27 protein-coding genes are annotated in these 26,057 nt (G+C 42.6%); 4 read left to right on the forward strand and 23 right to left on the reverse strand.

All coding sequences use genetic code 11. The annotated features are described in order from the left end of the window. Window positions 1-171 precede the first annotated feature (171 nt). From QUF86_RS00300 to QUF86_RS00315, 4 genes are all read right to left on the reverse strand, one after another. Window positions 172-1,098, reverse strand: a complete 927-nt coding sequence (locus tag QUF86_RS00300) for a cation diffusion facilitator family transporter (protein ID WP_289333261.1) — start codon at window positions 1,096-1,098, stop codon at window positions 172-174. 68 nt (window positions 1,099-1,166) lie between these two features. Further along, the gene (locus tag QUF86_RS00305; protein WP_289333262.1) at window positions 1,167-1,295 is read right to left on the reverse strand and encodes a hypothetical protein; all 129 of its coding nucleotides are present in this window, start codon (window positions 1,293-1,295) and stop codon (window positions 1,167-1,169) included. A 1-nt stretch (window position 1,296) separates the two neighbouring features. Further along, a complete protein-coding gene (locus QUF86_RS00310) occupies window positions 1,297-1,425 on the reverse strand; it encodes a hypothetical protein (protein ID WP_289317655.1) in 129 nt (42 codons plus the stop codon). 91 nt (window positions 1,426-1,516) lie between these two features. Beyond that, window positions 1,517-2,266 carry a metallophosphoesterase family protein gene (locus QUF86_RS00315; protein ID WP_289317656.1) on the reverse strand — a complete coding sequence of 250 codons (750 nt, stop codon included), beginning with the start codon at window positions 2,264-2,266 and terminating at the stop codon, window positions 1,517-1,519. 216 nt (window positions 2,267-2,482) lie between these two features. On the opposite strand from QUF86_RS00315, the gene QUF86_RS00320 reads away from it, so the two are divergent. Next, the gene (locus tag QUF86_RS00320; RefSeq protein ID WP_289333263.1) at window positions 2,483-2,626 is read left to right on the forward strand and encodes a YjcZ family sporulation protein; all 144 of its coding nucleotides are present in this window, start codon (window positions 2,483-2,485) and stop codon (window positions 2,624-2,626) included. A 45-nt stretch (window positions 2,627-2,671) separates the two neighbouring features. Here QUF86_RS00320 and QUF86_RS00325 read toward each other — a convergent pair whose 3' ends face one another. Both QUF86_RS00325 and QUF86_RS00330 read right to left on the reverse strand, forming a co-directional pair. Continuing rightward, a complete protein-coding gene (locus tag QUF86_RS00325; RefSeq protein ID WP_289333264.1) occupies window positions 2,672-3,283 on the reverse strand; it encodes a DedA family protein in 612 nt (203 codons plus the stop codon). Window positions 3,284-3,632: 349 nt separating this feature from the next. Continuing rightward, entirely contained in the window at window positions 3,633-4,598 is a 966-nt protein-coding gene (locus QUF86_RS00330) for an NAD(P)H-dependent flavin oxidoreductase (RefSeq protein ID WP_289333265.1), read from the reverse strand. Between the two features lie 80 nt (window positions 4,599-4,678). On the opposite strand from QUF86_RS00330, the gene QUF86_RS00335 reads away from it, so the two are divergent. After that, window positions 4,679-5,191: a gamma carbonic anhydrase family protein gene (locus QUF86_RS00335; protein ID WP_289317660.1), complete on the forward strand. Its 513-nt coding sequence runs from the start codon at window positions 4,679-4,681 to the stop codon at window positions 5,189-5,191. Between the two features lie 93 nt (window positions 5,192-5,284). Here the strand turns inward: QUF86_RS00335 and paaX are convergent, their stop codons facing one another. The 17 genes from paaX to QUF86_RS00420 form a co-directional block, all read right to left on the reverse strand. Next, window positions 5,285-6,166: a phenylacetic acid degradation operon negative regulatory protein PaaX gene (gene paaX, locus QUF86_RS00340; protein ID WP_289318468.1), complete on the reverse strand. Its 882-nt coding sequence runs from the start codon at window positions 6,164-6,166 to the stop codon at window positions 5,285-5,287. Window positions 6,167-6,251: 85 nt separating this feature from the next. Further along, window positions 6,252-7,028 (reverse strand): enoyl-CoA hydratase-related protein, encoded by a 777-nt coding sequence (locus tag QUF86_RS00345; protein ID WP_289333266.1) that lies wholly within the window; start codon window positions 7,026-7,028, stop codon window positions 6,252-6,254. A gap of 60 nt (window positions 7,029-7,088) precedes the next feature. Next, window positions 7,089-8,297 carry an acetyl-CoA C-acyltransferase gene (locus tag QUF86_RS00350; protein ID WP_289333267.1) on the reverse strand — a complete coding sequence of 403 codons (1,209 nt, stop codon included), beginning with the start codon at window positions 8,295-8,297 and terminating at the stop codon, window positions 7,089-7,091. Further along, window positions 8,294-9,166, reverse strand: a complete 873-nt coding sequence (locus QUF86_RS00355; protein ID WP_289333268.1) for a 3-hydroxyacyl-CoA dehydrogenase — start codon at window positions 9,164-9,166, stop codon at window positions 8,294-8,296. Before QUF86_RS00355 ends, QUF86_RS00350 begins: the two co-directional genes overlap by 4 nt. A gap of 120 nt (window positions 9,167-9,286) precedes the next feature. Continuing rightward, the gene (locus QUF86_RS00360; RefSeq protein WP_289333269.1) at window positions 9,287-10,804 is read right to left on the reverse strand and encodes an aldehyde dehydrogenase family protein; all 1,518 of its coding nucleotides are present in this window, start codon (window positions 10,802-10,804) and stop codon (window positions 9,287-9,289) included. 23 nt (window positions 10,805-10,827) lie between these two features. Continuing rightward, complete coding sequence (locus QUF86_RS00365; RefSeq protein WP_289317665.1) at window positions 10,828-11,601, reverse strand: enoyl-CoA hydratase-related protein; 774 nt, start codon at window positions 11,599-11,601, stop codon at window positions 10,828-10,830. Window positions 11,602-11,611: 10 nt separating this feature from the next. Continuing rightward, the gene (locus QUF86_RS00370; protein ID WP_289333270.1) at window positions 11,612-12,388 is read right to left on the reverse strand and encodes an enoyl-CoA hydratase/isomerase family protein; all 777 of its coding nucleotides are present in this window, start codon (window positions 12,386-12,388) and stop codon (window positions 11,612-11,614) included. Beyond that, the gene (locus tag QUF86_RS00375) at window positions 12,385-12,690 is read right to left on the reverse strand and encodes an EthD family reductase (RefSeq protein WP_034314904.1); all 306 of its coding nucleotides are present in this window, start codon (window positions 12,688-12,690) and stop codon (window positions 12,385-12,387) included. The genes QUF86_RS00370 and QUF86_RS00375 overlap by 4 nt, the downstream gene beginning before the upstream one ends. A 20-nt stretch (window positions 12,691-12,710) precedes the next feature. Then, window positions 12,711-13,208 (reverse strand): 1,2-phenylacetyl-CoA epoxidase subunit PaaD, encoded by a 498-nt coding sequence (paaD, locus tag QUF86_RS00380; RefSeq protein ID WP_289333271.1) that lies wholly within the window; start codon window positions 13,206-13,208, stop codon window positions 12,711-12,713. Window positions 13,209-13,234: 26 nt separating this feature from the next. Next, window positions 13,235-14,035 (reverse strand): 1,2-phenylacetyl-CoA epoxidase subunit PaaC, encoded by an 801-nt coding sequence (paaC, locus tag QUF86_RS00385; protein ID WP_289333272.1) that lies wholly within the window; start codon window positions 14,033-14,035, stop codon window positions 13,235-13,237. Beyond that, window positions 14,025-14,384 carry a 1,2-phenylacetyl-CoA epoxidase subunit PaaB gene (gene paaB / locus QUF86_RS00390; RefSeq protein WP_289317669.1) on the reverse strand — a complete coding sequence of 120 codons (360 nt, stop codon included), beginning with the start codon at window positions 14,382-14,384 and terminating at the stop codon, window positions 14,025-14,027. Before paaB ends, paaC begins: the two co-directional genes overlap by 11 nt. A gap of 18 nt (window positions 14,385-14,402) precedes the next feature. Then, on the reverse strand, window positions 14,403-15,359 hold the full coding sequence (gene paaA, locus QUF86_RS00395; protein ID WP_289333273.1) for a 1,2-phenylacetyl-CoA epoxidase subunit PaaA: 957 nt from the start codon (window positions 15,357-15,359) through the stop codon (window positions 14,403-14,405). A gap of 364 nt (window positions 15,360-15,723) precedes the next feature. Then, complete coding sequence (locus QUF86_RS00400) at window positions 15,724-17,049, reverse strand: phenylacetate--CoA ligase family protein (protein ID WP_289317671.1); 1,326 nt, start codon at window positions 17,047-17,049, stop codon at window positions 15,724-15,726. A 374-nt stretch (window positions 17,050-17,423) separates the two neighbouring features. Next, window positions 17,424-18,803, reverse strand: coding sequence for an allantoinase (locus QUF86_RS00405; protein WP_289333274.1), 1,380 nt, complete (start codon window positions 18,801-18,803; stop codon window positions 17,424-17,426). A 32-nt stretch (window positions 18,804-18,835) separates the two neighbouring features. Continuing rightward, a complete protein-coding gene (locus QUF86_RS00410; RefSeq protein ID WP_289333275.1) occupies window positions 18,836-20,098 on the reverse strand; it encodes a pyridoxal-phosphate-dependent aminotransferase family protein in 1,263 nt (420 codons plus the stop codon). Window positions 20,099-20,112: 14 nt separating this feature from the next. Beyond that, window positions 20,113-21,360, reverse strand: coding sequence for an allantoate deiminase (gene allC, locus QUF86_RS00415; protein WP_289333276.1), 1,248 nt, complete (start codon window positions 21,358-21,360; stop codon window positions 20,113-20,115). Between the two features lie 208 nt (window positions 21,361-21,568). Further along, a complete protein-coding gene (locus QUF86_RS00420; protein WP_289333277.1) occupies window positions 21,569-22,624 on the reverse strand; it encodes a Rieske 2Fe-2S domain-containing protein in 1,056 nt (351 codons plus the stop codon). A gap of 323 nt (window positions 22,625-22,947) precedes the next feature. On the opposite strand from QUF86_RS00420, the gene QUF86_RS00425 reads away from it, so the two are divergent. After that, window positions 22,948-24,564 carry a PucR family transcriptional regulator gene (locus QUF86_RS00425; RefSeq protein ID WP_289333278.1) on the forward strand — a complete coding sequence of 539 codons (1,617 nt, stop codon included), beginning with the start codon at window positions 22,948-22,950 and terminating at the stop codon, window positions 24,562-24,564. Between the two features lie 165 nt (window positions 24,565-24,729). Then, window positions 24,730-26,055: a nucleobase:cation symporter-2 family protein gene (locus QUF86_RS00430; protein WP_289333279.1), complete on the forward strand. Its 1,326-nt coding sequence runs from the start codon at window positions 24,730-24,732 to the stop codon at window positions 26,053-26,055. Window positions 26,056-26,057 lie beyond the last annotated feature (2 nt).

Genomic DNA, 26,057 nt, shown 5'->3' on the forward strand with positions numbered 1-26,057 from the left:
TTTTCACTTAGTATTTTCCATAACTTATTTTGTACAAGTGTTCTCGACTCATTTTACAGGGCTGCATCTGACTGGTTCAATAAAGTCATATGGAAATGGATATGAAATCGCTTGTAAAAACTTATGATAACACCCTTAAGAGACTGGCTCTAACTTAGAGCCGGCCTCTTTTCAATTACATGTCTCGTGTGGATTCGGACAGCCTGCCTCCTGCCTTTCCACTTGAATCGTGCTATGTTCAATTCCAAACTGATCGTGAAGAAGTTTTTGAGCTTCTGCTAGAACTGAATCGTGATTGCCCCCCTCATCAATGACAACATGGCAACTCATTGTCAAAAAACCAGAAGTAATCGTCCAGATATGGAGATCATGGACATCGGATACACTGTCCAAATCCATCAAGGATGCTTTTACGTCATCCATATCGACTTGGTCGGGTGTGCCCTCCATCAAGATATGGAAAGAATCCCTCACCACCCTAAAACCGCTGATAATAATTAAAATCGCGACTATGACGCTCGCAATCGGATCCGCTATTCCCCAATCGAAAAAATAAATCAAAAGTGCGGCAGCAATGGCTCCCACAGATCCGAGCATATCGCCCATCACATGTAAAAAAGCACTCCGAACATTCAAATTTTCTTCCTTATCCCCGCTCATTAAAATCCATGCCGCAATGACATTAACCAGTAAACCAATGATTGAAATCATTAGCATTCCCAAGCTTTGCACTTCAGGGGGATCCACGAACCTCTTAATTGCCTCTATGAAAATGAATACGGATATAACGATCAAGGTCAATCCATTCAAACAGGCAGCAATGATTTCAAACCGTTTATATCCATACGATTTGGTCGATGTCGCTTTCCTTTCCCCCAACCTTATCGCTGTATAACTAAGTCCTAAAGCTGCTGCATCGCTAAGCATGTGACCTGCATCCGACAGTAAAGCCAGACTATTTGTCATGAATCCCCCAATGACCTCAACTACCATAAATGTGGAGATCAATAAGAAAGATGCCAACAACACTTTTTTATTATTAGTATGATGGTGGTGTCCGTGCCCATGATCATGGGAGTGACCATGATGATGTCCCATGCCATCCCTCCTCTCGGATTTAAAACTTATATATAGTATGGGATAAATCCAGAATGGTTTCAAATGATTCACTTCACAGGTTCACCGCTGGAAAAAATGTAGGCCCTGATCCATTTAGCGGGGATCAATACTCTGCCTTCAACCATTTCAAAGCTAAAAATAAACGCTACAGACATTTCCTGCAGCGTTCCTTCCAATTTATCTTTCCTCTTGCATCGTATCATCGACAATGGCGTGTAAATCTTTATTAAACAATTCATTATTACAGACAAGACTGTGTCGTTCCATCTCTTCTTGCTCTTGATTTACCTGTTCTTTTTCCTTCATAACCTACCTCCAGCATCATCATCATGTTTTGCCTATTATCGTATCCACAGGCATGTACATTTATGCTGAATATTTCCCCATATTTCATCATTTATGAACGCACCTGCTGTCCCCCATGGAAGGCCCGTATAATGAATTCATACTCGGGAACCAGTAAGCTTTTATACGATAACAGAAACGATGAATTATCATAGAGGACTTTTTCAAGATTTACCTGTATACCTGTATTTTCAATCGTCACAATGGCATAAGGAGCAATTGGTTCACCATTACAGCCTAGAGATCCCGGGTTCAGATATATCGTTCGGTCATTTTTAAAAAGGTGGGTAGGGTGATGATGTCCAAATCCTATTAAATCATGATGCTCATCTTTGAAAAGCGTTTCTAAGTTATTTAAATTCGGTTCAACGATTTTACTAAATGGATTTTGGCTAATGTGCTCATCCAATTTCTTCGATTCCATATGATAATGGGTGAAGTAAACGGAGTGATCATTAATGATATGCTGTATGGTGCGAGGCAATTTTTCCAGTTTGGTTATGAAATTCCGATGCATTCTTTCAGCTATCCATTCATGATGCTCCTTTACATGAATATGACCGTCCGGATGCGGCTCCCCGTTAATGATGGCCAGGACAGCTTCATCATGATTTCCAGTTATCATCGATAAATCATTTCTTGCAAATAAAAGTTCAAGGACTTCATTTGTATCCGGGCCAATCCCAACCATGTCTCCCAAACAATAGATATGATCTATATCATCCCTTTGATCAATATCCCTAAGAACGGCTTTTAACGCTGAAGCATTACCATGCACATCCGTTATAATGGCAACTCTCATGACTAAGCTCAGCTCCCTTCCCCCATAATCCATATGGTATATTATAACATTTTAAACGAAATCAAAAAAATATTCGGGCTTATTCCCCTTGATTTACCAACGCCCATTTTTTATGAATAAGCAAACACTTTGGCCTAGAATACATAGTATGAAGTATTCCCGGTAAACATGTTTTGCTAGGTATGTAATTCATAAAATGTATGAGGAGGAAATTAAATGGGTGGAAAGGGTAACGATTGTTGTGGCGTCGGTGGCGGCTGCGGCGGTTTCGATAACGGATTTGCATTGCTGATCGTATTATTCATCTTGTTAATCATCATTGGATGCAGTTGGGGATTCGGCGGCGGTGGATGCTGCTAATAATGAAAGAAATGAAAAAGGCGCCTGATCATGGCGCCTTCTTTGCTATTGATTGACTTTTATTTTTTCTCTTTGCTGTTGTTTTCGAGTCTTCATAATGAACCAAATGACTATAAGTGCAATGGGGATAAGCAAGAAATTCGCATATTGTGAAAAGATGGCTCCCGCCTGCTCCCAGCTAGGTCCTAACTTAAACCCTAAATAAACATAAACGCTTGTAACAGGAAGCATCGCCATATAGGTATATAATATGAATTTCCAAATATTCATTTTCAATATTCCGCATGGCAGCGACACGGCGGTACGAATACCTGGTACAAACCGTCCAAAGAAGGCAATTCCCCCACCATACCTTTCAAAGAAGCGGTCAGCTTTTTTCAACTGCTCATCTTTGATCAAAAAGTATTTTCCGAACTTTAATACAAGCGGTCTCCCGCCATACTTGCCTAAGGCATAAAGCGTCAATGGTCCCGTTACCCCACCAAGCGAACCGGCAAGGATAGTCAAGTATAAATTCATATCCCCTTGATAAACCCAGTATCCTGCCAGTGGCAAAACTATTTCAGCAGGAATGAATTCAAAAGTCAAAGCTAGCAAAACACCGAAATAAGATAAAGATTTAAACGCTTCAATCATATCCATTATTAAAGTTTCCATTGAGGTTTCCCCTTTTCTAACTTTTATTACATATAAAAAGGGGTGCTCCAAGATGAATCCGGGCACCCATGATGTCAAAAAGGACATTTTCCATTGTATCACAAGTTAACCCGCATTTTTCCATAATGTTATTCTAAAACAATGTTCTTATGGAGTCCATGTTTTGTTATCGGGCTATTTACTACAGAACTAAGCTTGTAAGAAGAACGATAATAATAGAATATCAGATGGTCCCGAAACGAAAAAAACTTGAGGACGAATTGACCTCAAGCATTCGATATAGTTAACCAAGTGAATAGCCCCTAAATGGGTAGAGATGTACACATGACAAGATCGATACCCTTAGTTCTCAAATCATAAAGGGGGCGGAAAGCCTACTCAATCCATCTTCCAAATGCTTTTTCGCGTCTTTCATCATGCCATCAAGTAATTCTTTAACCGTCGGTATATCGTCAATCAATCCGGCAACCTGGCCGCTGTTCATAAAACCATTATCAACATCACCGTTCATCGCACCATTAATATGGTGGACTTCCGAGGTCATTTCACGGTAATCAATAGGAGACAGTCCCTGTTTTTCCAAATCCAGGACTTTCTCCGTATATCGGTCCTTCAATACTCTTCTTACCTGGCCAACGGATCTGCCCAATATAAACGTATCATTGCCCATCGCTTCGATTAGTTTTTGTTTATATGATGGATGGAACGGTGCTTCTTGTGTAGCGATCAGCCTGGTTCCCAACTGGACTCCTGACGCTCCCAGCATCAACGCAGCGGCCAACCCCTGTCCGTTGCCTATTCCGCCAGCGGCCAAAACCGGAAGCGCCACATGCTTGCTAATTTGCGGAATGAGTGTAAAGGTCGTCAATTCCAGGTTCGAATTGATACCGGCAGCTTCAAACCCTTCAGCTACCAACACATCGGCCCCTGCAGCTTGCGCTTTTTGCGCGTGCTTGACCGATGCAACGATGGCAATCACTTTAATATTCTTTTTTTGCAATAGTGGAATGTAAGGGGCAGGATTTCCCGCAGATAAGGAAACTACAGGAATATCATGCTTCAGGACAAGATTGATTAACTCATCTGTATATGGACTAACGTTAATCGGAATGTTCAACGCAAAATTGTTATTGGTTTTATCTTTGGTTTCGAGAATGATGGCTTCTACCTGTTCAGGATTCATGGTACCACATCCTATTGTCCCTAAGCCCCCTGCATTGGATACTGCAGCGGCAAGACTTGCATTGCTTATATTCCCCATTCCGCCTTGAATAATGGGATATTTTATCGAAAAAAGCTCACAAATATATTTCACTTTCATCCCTCCCTATCCATTTAATGTTATACTATATTCATTAGAAAAACAATTCTGACTTTTCCAAAAGGAGCGAGACTATGATTATTCCGTACAATAATAAAAAGCCATCCATTGATGAATCCGTTTTCGTTGCACCTGGTGCCCATTTAATCGGTGATATTTCGATTGGGAAAGAATCGACCATTTGGTTTAACTCCGTTTTGCGCGGTGATGAAGATTCAATTACAATCGGAGAAAAATGCAGTATTCAAGATAACTCCACCATTCATTTATTTGAAGGGTGCCCAGTTGTCATTGAAGACGAAGTGACGGTTGGTCACAATGTTATCCTACATGGTTGTAAAATAGGAAAACGGTCCATCATCGGGATGGGCTCAACGATATTGGATAATGTAGAGATCGGTGAGGAATGCATTGTCGGCGCGAATACATTGATTTCCTCTGGTAAAATCATACCTCCACGTTCGCTGGTTATCGGTTCCCCGGGGAAAGTGGTTCGCAGATTGAATGATAAAGATCTCGAATTGATCCAACTTTCGATTGATACGTATGTTCAAAAAGGAAAGGACTTCAAAGGGATACTTGATTAATTATCACAAAGGGAATTCCCCCGTTGTCTTTAGTGACTTAAAGTAGAAAAGAGCTCCGGCAAGTCGTCATTAGCGACTGGCTGAAGCTCTTTTTCACTTAATGATAAGAGGATGATCCTTGGCGTCATAGGTTTCGTCTTTCCGCCATAAATCATTGTTTTCCTGAAAAACGCTTTCAAAGAAACGGCTTGCCGGTTCAGCCAAAACTTGATAATACTGGCTAAATAAAAGAGCAGCATGATTCCCATTCCACTTTGAAGGCAACAGTTCCTTTGGCAGGCCCGGATCGACAAATAAAAACTTACGGTATTCATGTACCAGGTTCGTTCGTTCCACAAAGCAATCAGCATCGGACATTTCCCCCCTGCCAATGATGCTTTGATGAACGATGAATTGTTTGCTGTATTTCTCAATGAATTCTTCATATTTATTTTCAATCTCTTCTAAATGCCAGCTTTTCTCGACAAGCGATTGATTTTCTTTTGGACCCTTGTATTCCGAAATGAAAAAATCAACATATTCATTGATGTCATATTTCTCGATCAAGCGCTTGATTTGTTTCTCCAAATCATTAGGGGAAATCCAGCAACCACTGGAAAAACTGCCAAACCCGCTCCATAATAATTCTTTACGTAGATCATCCCGTAATTGCCGCTTATCTTCAGGGATCGTGTACATCAAGATACGCCATTTACCGTCCCATTCATTTGGTTTCATCTTATATATGCGATTGGCCGCTTCATCCATTCTCTGCACACCGCGATCGGTCAAAAAGTAATAACTTTTATTTCCGTGCTTTTCTGACTGAATCCACCCTTGCTTGACCATTCGTGAAACGGCTACACGAACGCCCTGCTCATTATGACCGAATTCCTTTAATAAACGAATTAAACTGCCTATCCAGATTTTACTTCCGTAATTACGGATATAATCACCGTATATCGTAAAAATCATCGATTGCGTATTAGTTCCTATTTTTCTCACCTCACTCTCACATTGTTACTATTTTCACACGGACGACATAATTATTATTATATCTTTTTGAATTGAAACCGCAATATTATTTACCTGAAAATTGCGTTTTTCTCCGTTCACTAAATGCCAGGAGTGCTTCCAATCTGTCTTGAGTCGGGATGGTCAATTCATAGGCTTTTCCCTCTATGGCCATTCCGGTTTGCAAGTCTGTATTCATCCCTTGGGTAATCGCGTATTTGGCTTGTTTGACTGCAATCGGCCCATTTTTCATGATATCGGCTGCCAATCCCTCACAAGCTGACATAAGTTGATCCCTTGACACGACCTTCAAAAGGATCCCTAATTGACATGCCTCTTCTGCAGTCAATTTTTTAGCGGTAAAGATTAATTCCTTCGCTTTCATTTCCCCTATCAATCTCGGCAGCCGCTGTGTACCGCCTGCCCCGGGAATAATGGCCCAGCTAGTTTCAGTGAGCCCCAAAGAAACACCTTCAGCAGCAATTGCGAAGTCACATGAAAGCATCCATTCAAATCCTCCCCCCAATGCATATCCATTGACGGCAGCTATGGTTGGCTGCGGAAGCCCTGCGATACTATTAAAAACATCGCGAATCGCTTTGACGTTCCTTCTTACTTCCACATCATTCAAAGCCTTCCTTTCTTTCAAATCCGCGCCCGCGCTGAATGCTTTTTCCCCTGCACCCGTGAAAATGACGACGCGGATATCGCCGTCCGTATAAACTGCATCGATGACTTCCTGCAGTTCAGAAAGTGTCTCATAGTCGAAGCAATTCAATACGTCAGGCCGATTCACTTTTACATAGCCGATTTGATTTACTACTTTATAAATAACCTTTGACATGGGTCCTCGCCCCTTTTTTAAGAAAATGTCCCTTATACTAAGAAAAATAAGGGCCGATCATCAATCGTTTCCAATATTTTCTATGATGGCAGCAATTCCCTGACCAACACCGACACACATCGTTGCAAGACCATAGCGTACATTCCGCTTTTTCATTTCGTGAACAAGTGTTGTTAAAATACGTGCCCCGCTTGCACCGAGTGGATGGCCAAATGCTATCGCCCCGCCGTTGACATTCACTTTATCCTGATCCAATTTCAATTGGCGGATGCACTCTACGGATTGGGAAGCGAATGCTTCATTCAATTCAACCAGCCCGATGTCTTCAATCGATAAATTCGCCCTTCCCAATGCTTTTTTAGTTGCATGAATTGGACCCAGGCCCATAATGGACGGTTCTAAGCCCGCTACCGCACCTACAACATATTTGGCCATAGGTTTTAGTCCAAGGTTTCGTGCTTTTTCTGCACTCATCAATAGTAATGCTGAAGCTCCATCATTTACACCGGAAGCATTACCCGCCGTTATAGTGCCACCTTTAAAGATCGGTTTGAGTTTTTCCAACTTTTCGATGGTCGTGTCAGGACGAGGGTGTTCATCTTTTTCGAAAATGACCTCATTCCCTTTGCGATCCGTATATCGAACAGGTACGATTTCATTAATGAAACGTTCTTCTTCCACTGCCTTTTTCGCTCTTTGCTGGCTTTGGAACGCAAATTGATCTTGGTCTTCCCTTGAAACCAAAAACTGCTGGGCGACGTTTTCTGCCGTTTGAGGCATGGAATCCGTGCCATACATTTCTTTAAGTTTCTCATTCGTGAAACGCCATCCGATCGTTGTATCCTGAAGCTCCATTGAACCCCGCGGAAATTCACCTTCAGGTTTGGCCATGACGTACGGCGCCCTTGTCATGCTTTCAGTCCCGCCTGCGATATAAATATCGCCTTCTCCTACAGCAATGGAACGTGCAGCATACATAATGGCATCCAGTCCGGATCCACACAAACGATTTATTGTCGTTCCAGCTACGTTTACTGGAAGACCAGCTAAAAGGGCGGACATCCTTGCCACATCGCGATTATCCTCTCCCGCTTGATTTGCATTCCCGAAGATGACATCTTCAATTTGATCTGGCGGCAGCTCTGGATTGCGATCTATCAGCGCCTTGATTACAATCGCACCGAGGTCATCCGGGCGAACCCATTTCAAAGCACCTTTATATCTTCCTATCGGCGTTCGCACAGCATCGATAATCACAACATCCTTCATTTCCTCACCAGCTCTCCATCTTGTGTATAATCGTACACCCCTTTACCTGACTTGCGGCCGAGCCTGCCAGCTTTAACATACTGTTCAAGGAGGGGGGCCGGACGATACTTCTCACCAAGTTTACTATGTAAATATTTTAAATTATTCAATCGGGCATCCAATCCCACCAAATCCCCTAGCTCAAATGGCCCCATTGGGTAATTCAGCCCTAACTTTATCGCCTTATCGATTTCTTCCGGTGTTCCTAACCCTTCTTGAAGCATAAAGAACGCTTCATTACCTACCAAACAGCTGATCCTGCTGGTTACAAACCCAGGGAATTCATTAATGACCACGGTTTCTTTCCCCATTTTTTCGGCTACTTCTTTTATTATGGCTGCCGTTTCATCGCTGGTTTCAAGACCACGTACAATTTCAACCAGCGGCATTTTTTGTACAGGATTGAAGAAATGCATGGCAATCGTTTTTTCAGGACGTTTTCCATAAGAACCAATTTCCGTCGGACTCATTGTGGAAGTATTGGTTGCAAAGTAACAGCCTTCTTTTGCATGGTCTTCCATCGTTTCGAAGACTGCCCTCTTATTTTCTGCCTTTTCCGGAACTGCCTCTATGATTAAATCGGCATATGCTGCTGATTCTTTCAAATTGGAAGAATACGAAAATCTGCTTTTTGCTGCTGCCACTTCTTCCTGGGTGATTTTTTGGTAGCGCACACCCTTTTCAAAAATGGTATCGATCTCTTTTCTTGCACTTTCCAATGCATCTTGATTCACATCCACCAATACTACGTTGAAGCCTCCTGTTGCTCCTACATAGGCTATTCCCCTGCCCATGACACCAGATCCGACAATCACAAGATTTCTAATCATTCGTTCATTCCTCCTTTAAAAATAAATAGGGCTGGCTACGATGAATCAGATCAGCATTCATCCATATCTGAATTACTTCTCCGACATACCGTTCAGCCAGCCGCCTATTTTATGTTTTTATTAAATTCCAAAGGGATTTAAGGGACGGCTTCCATGATAGGAAATGATGCTTTTCGTTTCTGTATATAGATCAAGTGTCTCAATACAAAGTTCCCGGCCGAATCCTGACTGTTTATAGCCTCCGAAAGGTGTTCCAGGAAATGCGGAGAATGGGCAATTCACCATGACGATTCCCGCTTCAATTTGATTGGCCACTCGAGTCGCACGGCCGCCATCCTTTGTCCAAAGAGCTGAACCCAAACCGAATTCCGTATCATTCGCGAGTCGCACGGCTTCTTTTTCATCTTTGAATTTCATAATGACAACGACCGGTCCGAATATTTCCTCTTTCACTACTTTCATTTCATGATTGACATTCACTATGACCGTCGGCTCATACCAATATCCGTTCTCGAAACTTTCTATAACCGCTGGCTTTCCTCCTGTCAGGATTTCCGCTCCATCAGCAATGGCAGATTGTACATAATTGTCGATGACATCCAATTGCCCTTGATCTATGACTGCACCGACATGCGTTTCTTTGTCGAGTGGATTGCCCAATTTCAAATTTTTCGTTTTTTCTACGAATCTGGCAACGAACTCATCATATATGTCTTCGTGAACATATAAACGGGACCTAGCTTCGCAAGATTGCCCAGTATTGTAGAAAATTCCATATAATGATCCATCGATAGCTGCTTCAAGGTCCGCATCTTCAAAGACAATATTAGGGGATTTTCCGCCAAGCTCCAATGTCACCCTTTTTAATGTCTGTGAAGCTTTGCCCATAAGATCCCTGCCGATTGGCGTAGAACCTGTAAAGGCCACCTTATTCACTTTCGGATGCTCGACAAGGTAATTCCCTACGTCCGATCCAGGACCTGGAATGATATTGACAACTCCTGGAGGAACACCAGCTTCTAAACAGATTTCCCCTAATACAATTGCAGTCAGCGGCGTTAACGAAGCTGGCTTAACAATGACTGAACAGCCAACTGCGATCGCAGGTGCAATTTTCCATGCTGCCATCATCATAGGATAATTCCAAGGAATGATTTGAGCACAAACACCTACTGGCTCTTTTTCCGTGTAGTTATGGAATTGACCAGGTACATTATTGACAGTTCCGCGGTGTCCGACTATAGCGCCTGCATAAAACTCGAAATCTTCTATTGCCTGCATGACTTGGCCTTGCGCTGCAGAAATGGATTTTCCGCTGTTCAGAACCTCCAATTCAACCAATTCATTAAAGCGTGAACGCATGATTGCTGCAATTTTGTTCAAAACTCGAGACCGTTTATTAATCGGAGTTTTCTTCCATTTCCCATTATCAAATGCTTCACGTGCAGCTTGAACAGCTCTTTCTGCATCTTCCTTAGTCGCCTTTGCAACTTTGGCAATGATTTCACCAGTCGCAGGGTTGTACGCATCAATCGTGGATCCATTAGAGCTTTCCACTCTTTCGCCATTAATGATCAGATGATAATAATCACGCTTCATTTCCGCTTTTTCAAATGCTGCCGCTTGAACTCCAACCATGTAATCCCACTCCCTTTTCTATATTACTTGCCTATGAATTTAGCTTTCCTTTTTTCAGTGAATGCTGCCACACCTTCAGCATAATCCATCGTTAAGCCAGCAATTCGCTGACCCTCCGCTTCTTCTTTTAAGTATTCTTCCAATGAAAGGTGGTAGGATGCCTCTAAGTATCTTTTGATTAAGCCGATCGCTTTCGTTGGTTTGTTTGCAATATTCGCCGCAAAGGCTTTCAATTGCTCGTTCCATTCTTCCACACCGATCACTTTTGTAGCGAGCCCGATATTTTTCGCCTCGCTAGCAGGGATCTTTTCCCCCAATAAGGATATTTCCAAGGCTTTCGCATGCCCAACAATCCGTGAAAGGTAATATAGATTCCCTGAATCAGGAATCAATCCGATATTGACAAAGGCATTTAAAAAACTGGCTTTTTCAGAAACAAGCCGGAAATCGCATGCAAGAGCAAGGCTGAAGCCAGCCCCTGCAGCCACTCCATTGACTGCTGCAATGATCGGTTTTTCACAGCTTGCTATTTGCTGCATCATCGGACCGTAGTGATCGCGCAGCACCTGGCCTAAATTCATGCTTCCATCAACATCCGATAAATCTTGCCCTGAACAAAAGGCCCTGCCTTCCCCTGTAATGATAATGACCCGCACTTCATCGGACCCCGCAGATATCTTGATCGCTTTCTGTATTTCCTTATTCATTTGGGACGTAAAAGCATTAAGTTTATCAGGACGGTTCAAAGTAAGCCAAGCCACTCCGCTTTCAACCCTATATTTGATCGTTTCGTACATAGAGCACCCCTTATCCGCCTGTAAAATTAGGCTCCCTTTTTTCAACAAATGCTTTCATGCCTTCTTTTTGGTCCTCTGATGCAAAAAGAATATAGAAGTTCTTCCGTTCGAATTGCATTCCCTCATATAAGGGGTAATCAACGGCTTTATTGACGGATTCTTTAATCAGCCTTACAGCTAACGGGGGTTGGTTTGCTATCTTTCTAGCGAAATCGACCGTTTCTTCCATTAGCAATTCAGGGGCAACGATCTTATTAATGAAACCATATTGCAGAGCTGTCTTTGCATTTATCCTTTCAGCCGTCAATATCCATTCGAGTGCCTTCGTCTTCCCCACCAATTTTGTCAACCTTTGTGTTCCTCCTGCACCAGGCATGACTCCCAGTGTCACTTCCGGAAAGGAAAACTGGGTATCGCTGGCGGCAATCAGGAAATCGCAGGATAAGGCAAGTTCAAAACCACCACCGAATACAAAACTTTTCACAGCACCGATCACAGGCTTCTTGACTAGGCTCATTCGGTCCCAATCGGCAAATTGGTTGGTTAACTCCAGACTGATTGGATTGTCGTCCATCATCTCGTCAATATCAGCTCCAGCGGAAAATGCCTTTCCATTGCCCGTTAGCAAGATCACCTTCACTTGTGGGTCCCGGTCGAATTCTTCCATGGTTGAAACTATTTCCCTGACCATTTTCCTGTTAATGGCATTCAGCTGCTTCGGCCGATTTAAAAAGATATAACCAATGCCATCCCCGATTGACGTTTCAATGAATTGAAGCGCATTCATTTTATTTCTTCCCCAATCATCATCGTTACGAGTTTCCCGGCAAAGCCCATTAGGTCTTTCCCTGATGCTTTTCCTTCCGGGGAACGCATTCCTTGTTGCAATGCATCGTGGTCTTCATAATACATTTCACATAGAATGTAATACTCAGAGTCTTTGCCCATTGGGGTGCCTACTATTTTAGTGACCTCCATTTTTTGAAGACCTGGAATTTTTTCCGTTATCGGACCATGTACATTGAAATAATGCTCATCGAATTCTTCCTTGTTTTCAGGTTGTTTATATAGGGCGATTAACTTTACCATTTTAGAAAACCTCCATTTTATTAGATCATTTTTATCATCGGTTTCATCGCTTCGAACGGATTTTTACATGCTTTACAATATAAAATGCTGCGGCAGGCCGTTGGACCGAATATATTTTCCATCGTGACATAAGTAGATTCACAATACGGGCAATCCACATGCCATGATCCATCTTTTTTCATTTGTCGAGGAGGAGGGGAGATCCCGAAAACCTTCAATCCAGCTTTCCCCTTTTCCGTGATTCGATCAGATGTCCAGGAAGGGGATCGTAAAAATTCCACGCTTACTTTTTTTACGGCAGGCAGCTGTTTAATGGTTGTTTCCACATTTTTTTGAATGATTGACAATGCCGGGCACCCTAGAAAAGTTGGCAGCATTTTCACCGAAACGTCCCGGCCCGAAACCGTCACGTCTTCAACCATCCCTAAATCCAGAATACTTACTGTATCGATTTCGGGATCTTTAACGTCTTCCAGGAGTTTATATATTTCTTCTGCGGTTAACAGTACGGTCGACATGATACCCCTCCCCTTTTTCTATTGGTTCACCATGAAGCTGATTTATCGGTTGCGTACACTTCACTTAACGTTTCTATCGCCTTTTCCAAATCTTCCGTATGCTGGCCACTACGTCCATCACCTTGGGCCATTCCTATTTCAAGAGTCGTTGCCAAGCCCACACTTTCAAAAATTGGGGTGACAGCCTCGATCCATTTCTTCTGTAAGGCAGCTTCGCTTTCTATCAAGCCAAGCTCGACCATCTCTTCTCCATATTGTCCAAGTGAAAATACTCCAGCAAAATCCGGCATCGTTTTCTCAATCGCTGCATTCATTCTCGAAACCGCCTCTTCGTGACCAGAACCCAGCAATTGGACGAACCATGTTTTCCAGTGCATCAAATGATAATAAAGTTCCATCTGTACCTTTTGTGCCACTTCAGCAAGCGGTTCATATGAACTTGATTGAAGGGATTGAATCTTAATCGCTTTGGCTTGGGTATAAAAATAATTCCGCACTACCGCAAACGCCCAATCATAATCCGGGTCTTTCATATAGTATCCAGGACCATTGACCAATTCGAGAATGATCGCATTACGCCGTTCCTTGGCGGGACGGTCGTGAGCCAGCTTATCTGCGTCCCCTTCACCTAGTTCATCCAGTAATTTATAATATATGGTCGCATGCCCCATCGTGTCTTGAGATATCGAAGCCGATGCAACATCTTCTTCAATATGCGGTGCGAGTCCAAGCCATTCCGAACCTCGGTATGAATGGATGAAATCATCGTCCGCCAGTTGAAGCAGCAATTCTTTGATAGCGATGTTCTCCAATGATTCATTCCTCATTCTTCACGCCTCCACCCCAAGACATTATCTCTTTTTCATCGAGCATTCCCTGCTCATACTTCCGCCACTTTTTCTTTAAATACCCATACCCTTTTGTGGTCCTGTAATCTTTATTATCAATACGTTGAAGCGTTTTCTTTTCCTCAATCGTCATTTTCCGTATATTCTGTCTTTTCACTACCCAGATATCATCAACTGCTTCACGTCTCATGAAATTTTCTTGCGCCATCATGATGGCGATATCCTCATTGGGAGCCAGCAGGCTAAAATGGTATTGAACGGGTGAAGATTGCGTTTTACGGCTAAATACTTCAAATTCTTCAAAGTAAGTTTTTTGTCTAGTTTCCATATCATCCTTCCCCCTACCTTAGATGACCTTTGGCGCTAACGCCTCACGTACCCATTTATTATTTTCATAAGAAGTTCTTCGAAGACGTAAACGATCCTGAGAAAGGGGCCCTTCATTCCTTGCGAACACCTTCAATTTCCCCCAATCAGGTTGTTTGTAAATCCAGGTTTCAGAATCTTTATCAAACCTAAGTGTTTCATCAGGAATGGTAAAGCCGAGTGAAAGGATCCGCTTCACATATTTAGAAAAAAAGGCTTGGCGAAGCTCTTCATTCGTACTGGCTCTGATTCTGTACTTAATCGTTATATCCTGTTTGGATGAGCCCACTTCATTCTTACTGGGAGGTCCAAAAAAGAGTAATAAAGATTCCCACCAATAATTGATGGAGTCTTGAACCAATTTCCTTTGTTCTTCCGTTCCTTCAGCCAAAGCCATGATTATCGCTTCACCATGCTGTGCATGAAAAACTTCTTCCGCGCAGATCCTCAGTAAAGCTCGGGCATAAGGTCCGTATGAAGCCCCAAGCATGTTCGTCTGGGAGATGATGGCTGCCCCATCAACAAGCCAGCCAATCAATCCTGCATCGCCCCATGATTTGGCTTCCATGTGGAAGACATTATGAAACTTTAAATCTCCATTAAATAAATCTTGCATAAGGTCATCCCGTTTTTTGCTGTACGGCTTTAGCAAATCCTCGGCGACTCGAAGCAATAATTGTCCATGTCCCATTTCATCCTGCACCTTAGCCATGATTCCAAGTTTTCTATTTAAGGTCGGGGCTTTAGGCACCCATTCTTTTTCGGGAAGCGCCCCCATGATTTCACTGATGCCATGCATCGATATTAACTTGATTAAAGTGCCGCGGTAATCGTCCGGCATCCAATCATCGGCTTCTATCTTTTCTCCTGCTTCGATTCTGGCAATGAATTGATTTAGCTTTTCTTGTTCAGCCATATCATTTAATTGAACGTTCATTCAAATCACCTCTCTTTTTATTATATAACGTTTATATAACGTTATTATATTTTACAGTTATATTTAATGCAAGACTATTCCGTCTTTTTTTGAAATAAAAGGAAATTAACAGGAGATTTTATGATATTTTTAATCACCATGATGCCTCCTTCCCTATTTCAAATTGGTTCTTTCTTCTCTTCTGATTAAACCTATTCTATGAAGGGGCTGCACTTTTTATTTGACCGTCAGAGTTCATAAGGTTTTTCACCGCGAATTTACGATAGGCTCGAGCATTAAAGCTTCGTCAACGGCAGAATCGCCAACAAGGAACATCCTTTTCCATGAACGAATCCAGGTCATCCAACGTATCTCCATCCAGTTATCAACTGGTCACTTCATCTTTCCGCTTATCAACGACACGAATGGCTTTTCCTTCTGAACGCGGAATGCTTTTTGGAATGTTGACAACAATATCCATCGTTACAAGACATGCGGATTTCATATGATGCTGGATCGTTTTCTTTAATATCTCTACATCTCCATGCGTTAAGTCTTCTTCAATCCCCTTATAGAAACCGCTTTCAATTTCAATATGCAGTTCAACACCGTCCATTTTCCCCTTCTTAACGAGATGAATCTGATAATGAGGCACTATTCCCTCCATTTGGAATAAAACACGCTCAATTTCAGAAGGAAATACATTCACTCCCCTGATTATGATCATATCATCCGTTCTGCCTTTAACGCGGGACATTCTTGTTGTGGTCCGTCCGCATTTACACGGTTCATGGGTAATGGATGCGATATCACCAGTACGATAACGAATGATTGGCAGCGCTTCCTTGGTAAGGCTGGTAAAGACCAGTTCCCCATCTTCGCCGTCCTCAACTGGCTCAAGTGTGTCAGGATTAATGACCTCAACAAGGAAATGGTCTTCTGCGATATGCAGTCCTTCCTGCGCTTCCTGGCATTCTATCGCAACTCCTGGACCCATGATTTCACTTAGTCCGTAAATATCGATTGCTTTCAAATTCAGTTTTCTCTCAAGTGTAGCTCTCATTTCCTCAGACCACGGCTCAGCTCCAAAAATCCCATACTCTAACCCATTATCAGCAGGGTCAATCCCCATCTCTTCCATCTTTTCAGCGATATTCAAAATATAAGTAGGGGTTCCGCAAATACCGCGAGGTTTAAAATCATTGATGATGGTAATCTGGCGATCGGTATTTCCACCTGAAATGGGTACGGTGGCAACTCCTAGCTTTTCTGCTCCGTAATGGAGACCCAATCCGCCTGTAAACAGGCCATATCCATATGCATTATGGAAAATATCCGACTTACGGCCTCCTGCAGCTACAATTCCACGTGCGACGATCGTTGCCCAGTTTTCCAAATCGTTTTTCGTATACCCGACAATGGTAGGCTTTCCGCTTGTTCCGGATGAACCATGAATGCGTGTTACATCCTCCATTGGAACGGCGAATAAACCGAATGGATACTGATCACGAAGAGTCTGTTTTTTTGTAAAAGGAAGCTTTGACACATCGTTCAGATTTTGAATATCTCCTGGATCAAGGCCCATCTCTTCAAATTTCCTTCTGTAATAAGGTACATTTTCATATACACGGCTTATCGTTTTTTTGAGGCGTGCCATCTGTAAACTTTCCATTTCAGCACGCGTAGCCGTTTCAACTTCCGGATTGTACATCGTTTCAGTCCCCCCTTAATTTTGCTCGTGTCCCATCCGATTCTCCATATATAACGGTAACAAAACGGATATTATATAATTGTTATGCTTAATTTTAAGATTAATACGTCATTTCTACGTTGTCAATAATGTTTTTTTGATTTAAGCAAAATGGCCGAATAGACAAAAAAAACATTAACTAAATTTTCAGACTATATTAATTTTAACAATGATATATCATTTTATCAAACACTCGTTTTAAAAACGTATTAAAATATTAGGAAAACAATTTTCCTGAAGTACTGTTCATAAATATGTAGAGCAGGCAAAGGGGTGATTCCCGATTTGGAATCACCCCTTATAATGGACCCAACCCGATAATCAAAGCCTTCTCCCTAGTTATTGACCGCAATACTGGAATCTATCACTTTTATCCACTCCCCACGCTCCCTTTCACTTATGACATTATTTTTATAAACTATTTTCCCTCTATTAAAGGTAGCGGTGATTCGGCAAGGAAAGGAATGGCCCATATAAAGGCTTTGCTTATGTTTCGCGAAAAAATTCGTTTCCGAAGCCTCATGCGGAACATCAAGGGAAATGATGGCAAGATCTGCATCCATTCCATCCTTAATTTGTCCTTTTCTGGAAGAGAGACCAAATCTATTTGCCGGGGCTGAAGCTGTCCACTCAGCTACTTTGTGAAGTGGGATATCATGCAATACAGCCAATTCTATCATCGACATCAGTGAAAATTGCCCCCCGCTTATTCCACCCCACGCTTCGAAAATATTATGTACGCCAGGGTCTTTCAACTCATAAGGACATGGTGAGTGGTCGGAAGAAATCATATCGAATTTCCCTTCCATTAAACAGGCTATCAATCTTTCTTGTTCTTCTCTTTCCCTTAGTGGGGGAGCACATTTTGCAACCGCACCTTTTTCTATTAAATCACCCTGATTGAATAATAAATAATGTGGACACGTTTCAACCGTTACATCCAGTCCCTTTTGTTTGGCTGATTCAATTTTTTCGATGGCCAAGCCACTACTAATATGAACAAAGTGCAGGGCACAGCCTGTTAACTCGGAATATGCAATGGCACGTTCCACAGCCTCCGCTTCTGCTTGCACAGGTCTTGTGGCTGCATAATCATTCGCACTGAATAGTCCATCCTTCTCTTTTTCTTGCTTCAGCCATTGAGTGATCGAATCACTTTCCGCATGAAGGGCCAAGACCTTGCCCAATTCTGCAATTTTCTTCATACCATGTAAAAGGGTGAAATCATCCGCACGCTCAAACTCATCATTTCCCGTCTCTGAGAGAAAAGCTTTAAAACCGATGACTCCGGATTTTGATAGCTCCTCTAATTCATCAATATTTCCCGGGACCAGCCCTCCCCATAATCCAAAGTCTATAACTGATTTCCCTTCACCGATCTTGCCCTTTTCAAGGAGAGCCTTTCGATCGATGGTTGAAGGGATTCCATTCAATGGCATATCGAAATATGTGGTGCAGCCTCCCGCTGCCATCATTTGCGATCCTGTTTCAAAGCCTTCCCAATGAGCGCGGCCAGGTTCGCTAAAATGTACATGGACATCAATCATACCCGGAAAGATATGTTGGCCATCCGCATCATACTCTTCATCCGCTTTACCACCCAGACGATCCCCAATCTTAACAATCACCCCATCTCGGATTGCAAGATCAGCTTTCTTCACTTCATCTGGAAAAACTACATACCCATTGCGGATAATAAGATCATATATTGACATACGGATCACTCCTCCAAAATATTTTTATAGAATCAAAGAGATCCCCTGGATGCAGGCACTTTCTCCGTTTTTCCCACATACACATCGAGTGCAGCCTGCAAAGCCTCTCCCCGATTCACTTGAAACCCCTGGCGCAAAAGGACAGCTTCCAAGGAGGCCAGTACAAAGAGGATGTTTTCTTTCCTACAACTGAATCCCATTGTGCCGATTCTCCAGATTTTTCCGTGAAGCGGACCAAACGAGGAGGCAATCTCGATACCGAATTCATTCAACAGCATTGCTCGAACGGCTTCCCCGTCGATTCCTTGTGGAATTTCGATACAAGTTACACAAGGAAGTTTGTTTTTCCCATCCCCGAATAACGTTAGTCCCATCGCCTTGACCCCTTCAACGAGAGCAGCTTCGTGGAGTTCATGACGGGCAAATCGGGTTTCCAGACCTTCCTCAAGTACCAGGCGCAAACCTTCACGTAACGCATAAATCATTGAAGTCGCTTCTGTGTGGTGATTCAAACGGCGCGGTCCCCAATAATCCTGCAGCATGCTTAAATCGAAATAATTACTGGTGATGGGACGGCGGATTGAAATCTTTTGGTTGTCTTCATCTGTTGCAATACCACGTTCCACCTTTTTGCGGGACTGGATGATTTCTTCTATTCGCTCATTATACGTAATCGGCGCCATACCCGAAGGAACGGACAAGCATTTTTGAGTCCCGCCTATCATTCCATCAATGCACCATTCATCCACCTTTACATCCGTTCCCCCGATGGACGCAACCGCATCCACCACAAGCAGGACACCCATTTCACGGCAGGCCAACCCGATTTCCTTCAATGGCTGCATACAGCCCGTGGAAGTTTCCCCATGGACGATTGCCGTTATTTTAGGTGAGACTTTCTTGATTTCCGCAATGACTGCTTGCGGGTCGAACACCTCTCCCCAAGGACATTCGATCGTATGAACCTCAGCTCCGTATCGCTCACAAATTTCCACCAATAAATGACCGAATCTTCCGAAGATGGGAACCAGAACTTTATCTCCTGGCTCAATGATGCTGCAAAGAATCGCTTCATTTCCTGATCTTGAAGTGCCATCTATCGGGAACGCCCATTTATTTTTCGTTTGAAAAACCAAACGCAACATTTCCATCACTTCATTCATGATATTAGTGAATGCAGGATCGAATTGACCTAATATCGGTGTGCTCATCGCTCTTAAAACACGTGGGTCCACTTCGACTGGACCTGGCGTCATGATCGTTCTCATCGGTGCATTCAATTCTGAATATGCCATTTTACCCAACTCCTTCAATAGGCTAATTTATATAGTATTTCGCTTAAAACATCGATTCCCCTTTCCAAATCCGGAACACTCGTAAACTCCTTAGGCGAATGGCTGACTCCGTCATTACTTGGGACGAACAGCAGGCACGTCGGACAAAATGAACCAAACACTTGCGCATCATGCCCGGCTCCGCTGATCATATCCTGATAAGGTATATTTTTATCTTCAGCAATTTTGCGGACAAGGCGATTCATTTCCCGATCCATCGCAACAGGTTTGACATCCATCCATTGTGAAATCTCCATCTTCATATCCGCTTCTTTCGCCAAGGCATCGAAAGCCGCAAAGATTTCCTTACAAAACCTATCAAGAATCACTTCCTCGTGATGCCTGATATCGAGACTGAATTCCACTTCACCAGCAATGACATTCGGAACATTAGGTTCAACATCCATTCTGCCAACCGTAGCAACTAAATCCGAGTCCATCCCCTTCGCTTTTTTCGTTAAAAAAGAAATGAATTCCGCAGCTGCACTGACTGCATCCTTCCTGTAAGACATAGGAGTGGTCCCCGCATGATTGCTTTCACCAATGATTTTCACCGTATAACGGCGCTGCCCGACAATATGGCTGACGACCCCGATCGTATTCTCATTCTTTTCAAGCACCATCCCCTGTTCTATATGAATTTCAACGAATCGGTCAATATCATCGCGGACGGGGGGCATATAGGCTTCAGGTTCAAATCCTGATTTTTTCATGGCTTCCAAAAAAGAAATTCCCTCTGTATCTTTTAAATGCTTTACGTTCTCAAGACCATAGACTCCTTTGATATTCCTCGATCCCCAAAACGTCAAGGGAAATCTGCTTCCTTCTTCCTCACAAAAAGAAACGACTTCAATCGTCTTCCGAGGCTGCCCATAGGCTTTAAACAACCTCTTAACTGCCAGGAAACTAGCGATGACCCCATATGCACCGTCATATTTCCCCCCATCCTTGACCGTATCTATATGAGAGCCGGTCAGAATGGTTTCACCGGTGGAATCCGTCCCCTCAAGCCTGCCAAACAAGTTGCCTACACTATCAAAATATGTAATCAGGCTTTCTTTTTCCATCTTTGCTTTCATTGCATGCTGAGCGCTCATCCATTCCTCGGAATATAATAAACGGGTCACCCCATTACTCTCCGTTGCCCCGAAAGATGCTAACCATTCAATCATCGAAGCAACATCATCCTTTTCATCTATGAATTTCTCGATTTGAATTGCCATCACTTCGCTTCCCTTCTCAATATTCATTAATGTTATGAATATTCACAAATATATGTTATCTACTATTTTACTTCTTTTCGCATATAACTTCATTGGCAATTCTGTTAGTATTTCGGTGTTTTTTTGTGCAAAATAACCAATGGAAATCCAATCCAATAATGCCTGTAAAAGAAGAGAGTGCCCACTAAACATGGACACCCTCTTCCTCTCAACTTGTATAATTCGAACCTAAGCCCAATTCCCTTAATAGCTGACGATACGCAATCGACGTCTTATCAGCGGCGATATGCCCTTCCGCTTGTAAATCTAGAGGCAGCTCCTCCGGCTTTTGATTTTCAACCATTTCCTTATCTTCATTGAAAATCTGTAAATTGAATTCATAGGTATCTTCTATCGGAGCATCTAAATCGAAGTTACGGGCCATCGGCGAAAACATTCTTGTCTTACGTGCAGAAACTGGACTGGCACAGTTCAGGATATGAAGTTTTCCGTCCTCCGGGAAGTGGACAGTCAGTCTGGCCGCCAGCGGTGGATAGATATCAAAAACACGGAGCCATTCAAAGTTGGCAGGTTCTAAATGCTGCATGTCTTTGCCATAATTACTGACGGAACCTAAGTATTCCACGTGCAGGCCATATTCCGTTTTTTCAACTTTATAACTAGGAACGATAGGATTGTTACGATCAGCGAAGCTTTCCGAATGTACCCAAGCAAAGTGGGACACATCCAAAAAGCCTTCCATCTGCCGACCGGCTGAACCAGCAATGTCAATGGATGGAGGCAGGATGTTCAAATATTCATCATCTTCCCATGCCGGTAACTTCGGAATATCCACTTTATCGCTCGAAATCGATGTCCAAACTAAACCGTAGCGTTCCACCGTGGGATAAATATTAATGCAAAGGCGCGGGGATATTTTAGCATTGGGATGTGCAGGAATCCCAGTACAATTACCTTCAGGTCCATATCTAAAACCGTGGTAAGGGCATACGATATTATCATCTTCCACCCACCCCATGCTTAATGGCACACCACGATGCAGACAAAGGTCCCTCGCAACGATAATCTTCCCACTAGCCCGATAAAGGACAAGGTGCACATCGAGAAGCTTAATGCCTATCGGTTTTTCCGACACTTCCTCGACTGCAGCCACAGGAAACCAATATTGCGATAATACATCCCAGTCCTCTTTGCTGAATGTGCATTCTTTCGGAAACGGCGTGACTCTTTTTTTCTTACTTGAAGCAACTGTGCATTCACTCATTTTATCGTCTCCCTTATTCCCATGTTAATTTTTATAAATATTAACAAAATTCAGTCATTATGTCACTAACAATGTTACAAAACCTTACACACAAACCCTTTTTTGTCTACCTCAACAAACCAAACAATGAAATTTGTAAGATATGCCAAAGGAATTGTATGATATGATAATGAAAATCCACAAAGCATGTGAGCAAACAGAGGGATTCAGATAAATATCAGTTACATGCACTAATTTAAAACCGATCAATTCCCTGGATTCACATAGAGCTTTATTTATAAAATCACTTCAATAATCTAATTTTCCAGAATGAGGTGTTTCAGATGAAGGTAACCGAACTTTTAACATTGCCCGCATTATCCGGCATGCATTTAATTGCCGGAGGAACAGGGATCGAACGCGAAGTCCAGACTGTCAATATGATGGATGCTCCAGATATCATCAACTTTTTAAAACCAAATGAATTCCTTGTAACCACAGCTTATCACGTAAAGGACAAGCCACACCTTTTGTCATCACTTGTCGAAGCGATGGCAAATCAAGGCTGCGCAGCCCTAGGGATAAAGACACAGAGATTCCTAAAAGAAATACCCGAGGAAGTACTGGTTCTAGCCAATGAAATATCCTTACCAATCATTGATCTTCCGGCAGAATTGTCACTTGGGGAAATCATCAACCATACATTACGGGGGATTTTGGATCAACGGGCAGCTGAATTGACTTTCGCCATGGAAACACATAAGCAATTCACAAACTTAATCATGCGGGGTAAAGGGATTCAAAAACTGCTTGATCATTTATCGAATATGATTGGATACCCCATTTTATTAGTTGACCAGTACCTTAAACCGATACTCCATCCAATCTCAACATCCGGAATTATTCCAATAATCAAAAAAATGAATAGTGAAGGATACCGATTTCATAAAACCCTAGCTTCGTTCTTTTCATTTTCATCTCTATCCAATAAACAAACCTATACCGTATTCCCCATCTATATGGATGAAGAAAAATTTGGCTATTTGACGATATCAGGAGAAATCAAGAATAGCGATAACCTGATAACACTGACGATAGAGCAGGCAACTAATGTCATTTCTTTTGCCTTGATGAAAGAACACGCCCTTAAACAGCATGATCGGAATATCCGAAATGATTTCTTCCTTCATTTCCTGGATGGGAGTTTCTCTTCACAAGAGGAAATCATAAACCGAGCAAAAGAGTTTTCCTTACATAATGAACAAGCCTATATATGCGCAGTCGGAAAAATCGATGAATCCGAATCAGCCAAAAGTTACACACAGCTGCAACGAAGGGCTGATTCGATATACGAGTTTTTGGAAGATGAGCTTCGCCTTTCACCTAATCCCATTCATCTCTTTACAAAAGGTAAGAAATGCATTCTTTTATACGAAGTGAATGAAGTCTCTCGCGATGTTCTTCAATATGTCGAAACCTCGCTAAAATCATTGCAAAAGATAACAGCCAGCCATTTCGACTGCACGATATCTTTCGGAGTGAGCCATATGAGCCCGAATTTTTTACAGAGCAAGAACGCTTACAAAGAGGCGAACGACTCCCTTCTGGAAGGAGGTCTTTCGAAAAGGACAGAATACATCCAGATATTCCGGACGAAGGATATTATGGAATTATTGAGAATCATCCCCGAAGAAGACCTAATGAATTTTTACCTTTTCGCATTACAGGGATTTTCAAAGATTTCCACCGAGGAGGAGCAATCCTTACTACAGACATTATCAGTCTATCTCGAAACGCATTGCCAAATATCCGAAACTGCCAAAAGATTATTCGTTCACCGTAACACCGTTGTATACAGACTCGAGAAATGCGAAGAGCTGCTCGGCAAGAGCTTAAAAGATTCAGAGACCACACTCCAGATACGACTTGCCCTTCGCATTAAATCCTTACTTAATATATAAAACCCAATCTCTCCTCCCTTCACTTTATGCAAGTTGTCTATATCAACAACTAAAAATTGTCTAATCTAACTAATGACAATTTTCTGATTTTTTATTATGATGGTATTAATCATAACAAAGTCGCGTGATATAACATGACAACCAATTAGAGGAGGGAGATTTTTTATGAATGAAAGAATTAATAAGTCCAAGGCCTTCTCGTTAGGTCTTCAGCACGTTCTTGCCATGTATGCTGGTGCCATCTTGGTACCGATCATCGTCGGCGGAGCATTGAGGTTCACTTCTCAACAGCTCGCCTACCTTATTGCCATTGATCTATTAACCTGCGGAATCGCTACATTATTGCAATCCTGGAAAAATAAATATTTTGGCATTGGCCTCCCGATAGTATTGGGAACTTCTTTCGTCGCAGTCACCCCGATGATATCCATTGGCAGCAATTATGGCATTTCCGCTATATATGGATCAATCATCGCCGCTGGGTTATTCATCATTTTATTCTCCAACATATTTGGTAAACTGCTTAAATTATTTCCGCCTGTCGTGACCGGTACCGTCGTCATCATCATTGGATTATCCTTAGTGCCCACCGGCATAAAGAATATGGCTGGCGGTTCTGGCAGCAAAGACTTCGGTTCAGCCGAAAACTTAATGCTTTCTTTCGGTGTCCTCGCTGTCATTCTGTTAATCAATCGCTATTTCACAGGATTCATACGCGCCATTTCCGTTCTGATTGGCATCATCGCAGGAACGATTGCTTCAACATTTTTTGGGAAAATGAACTTTTCCACCGTTGTCGAGGCTTCTTGGTTCCATATCCCTGCTCCTTTCTACTTTGGTACACCCACCTTTGAACTAGCTCCCATTCTTACGATGATGTTGGTTGGCACAGTCATCCTGATCGAATCCACTGGCGCATTCCTTGCTCTCGGAAAAATAACAGATAGGGAATTGAGTGAAAAAGATATTGTCAAAGGCTACCGCGCAGAAGGCCTGGCATTCACTTTAGGTGGCATTTTCAATGCCTTCCCTTATAGTACATTCGCGCAGAATGTAGGTCTCGTTCAATTATCCGGAGTGAAAAAAAGAACGATCACCATTGTAGCCGGCTTCATTTTAATCGGGCTTGGACTGGTACCGAAAATCGCAGCTCTCGCTACACTGATTCCTACTGCCGTCCTCGGGGGTGCTACCGTCGTCATGTTCGGAATGGTCGTTTCATCAGGGATTAAAATGTTGAATGACGTCGATTTCTCGGATAATGCCAATTTATTGGTCATTGCTTGTTCAGTCTCACTCGGACTGGGCGCCACCGTCGTTCCCGAGTTATTCTCGAGCCTGCCGGAAGCAATCCGTATCGTTGTCGGTGATGGAATCATCACAGGAAGCCTGACAGCCATCATCCTGAATTTGATCTTGACTCCACGCAAGAAAAAAGCCGCCGATAGTACCATCCCCGATTCAGATCAGCTAATGGCAAAAAGTATATAAGA

The organism is Peribacillus sp. NJ11 (assembly GCF_030348405.1).
In the GTDB taxonomy this organism is placed as follows: Bacteria; Bacillota; Bacilli; order Bacillales; family DSM-1321; genus Peribacillus.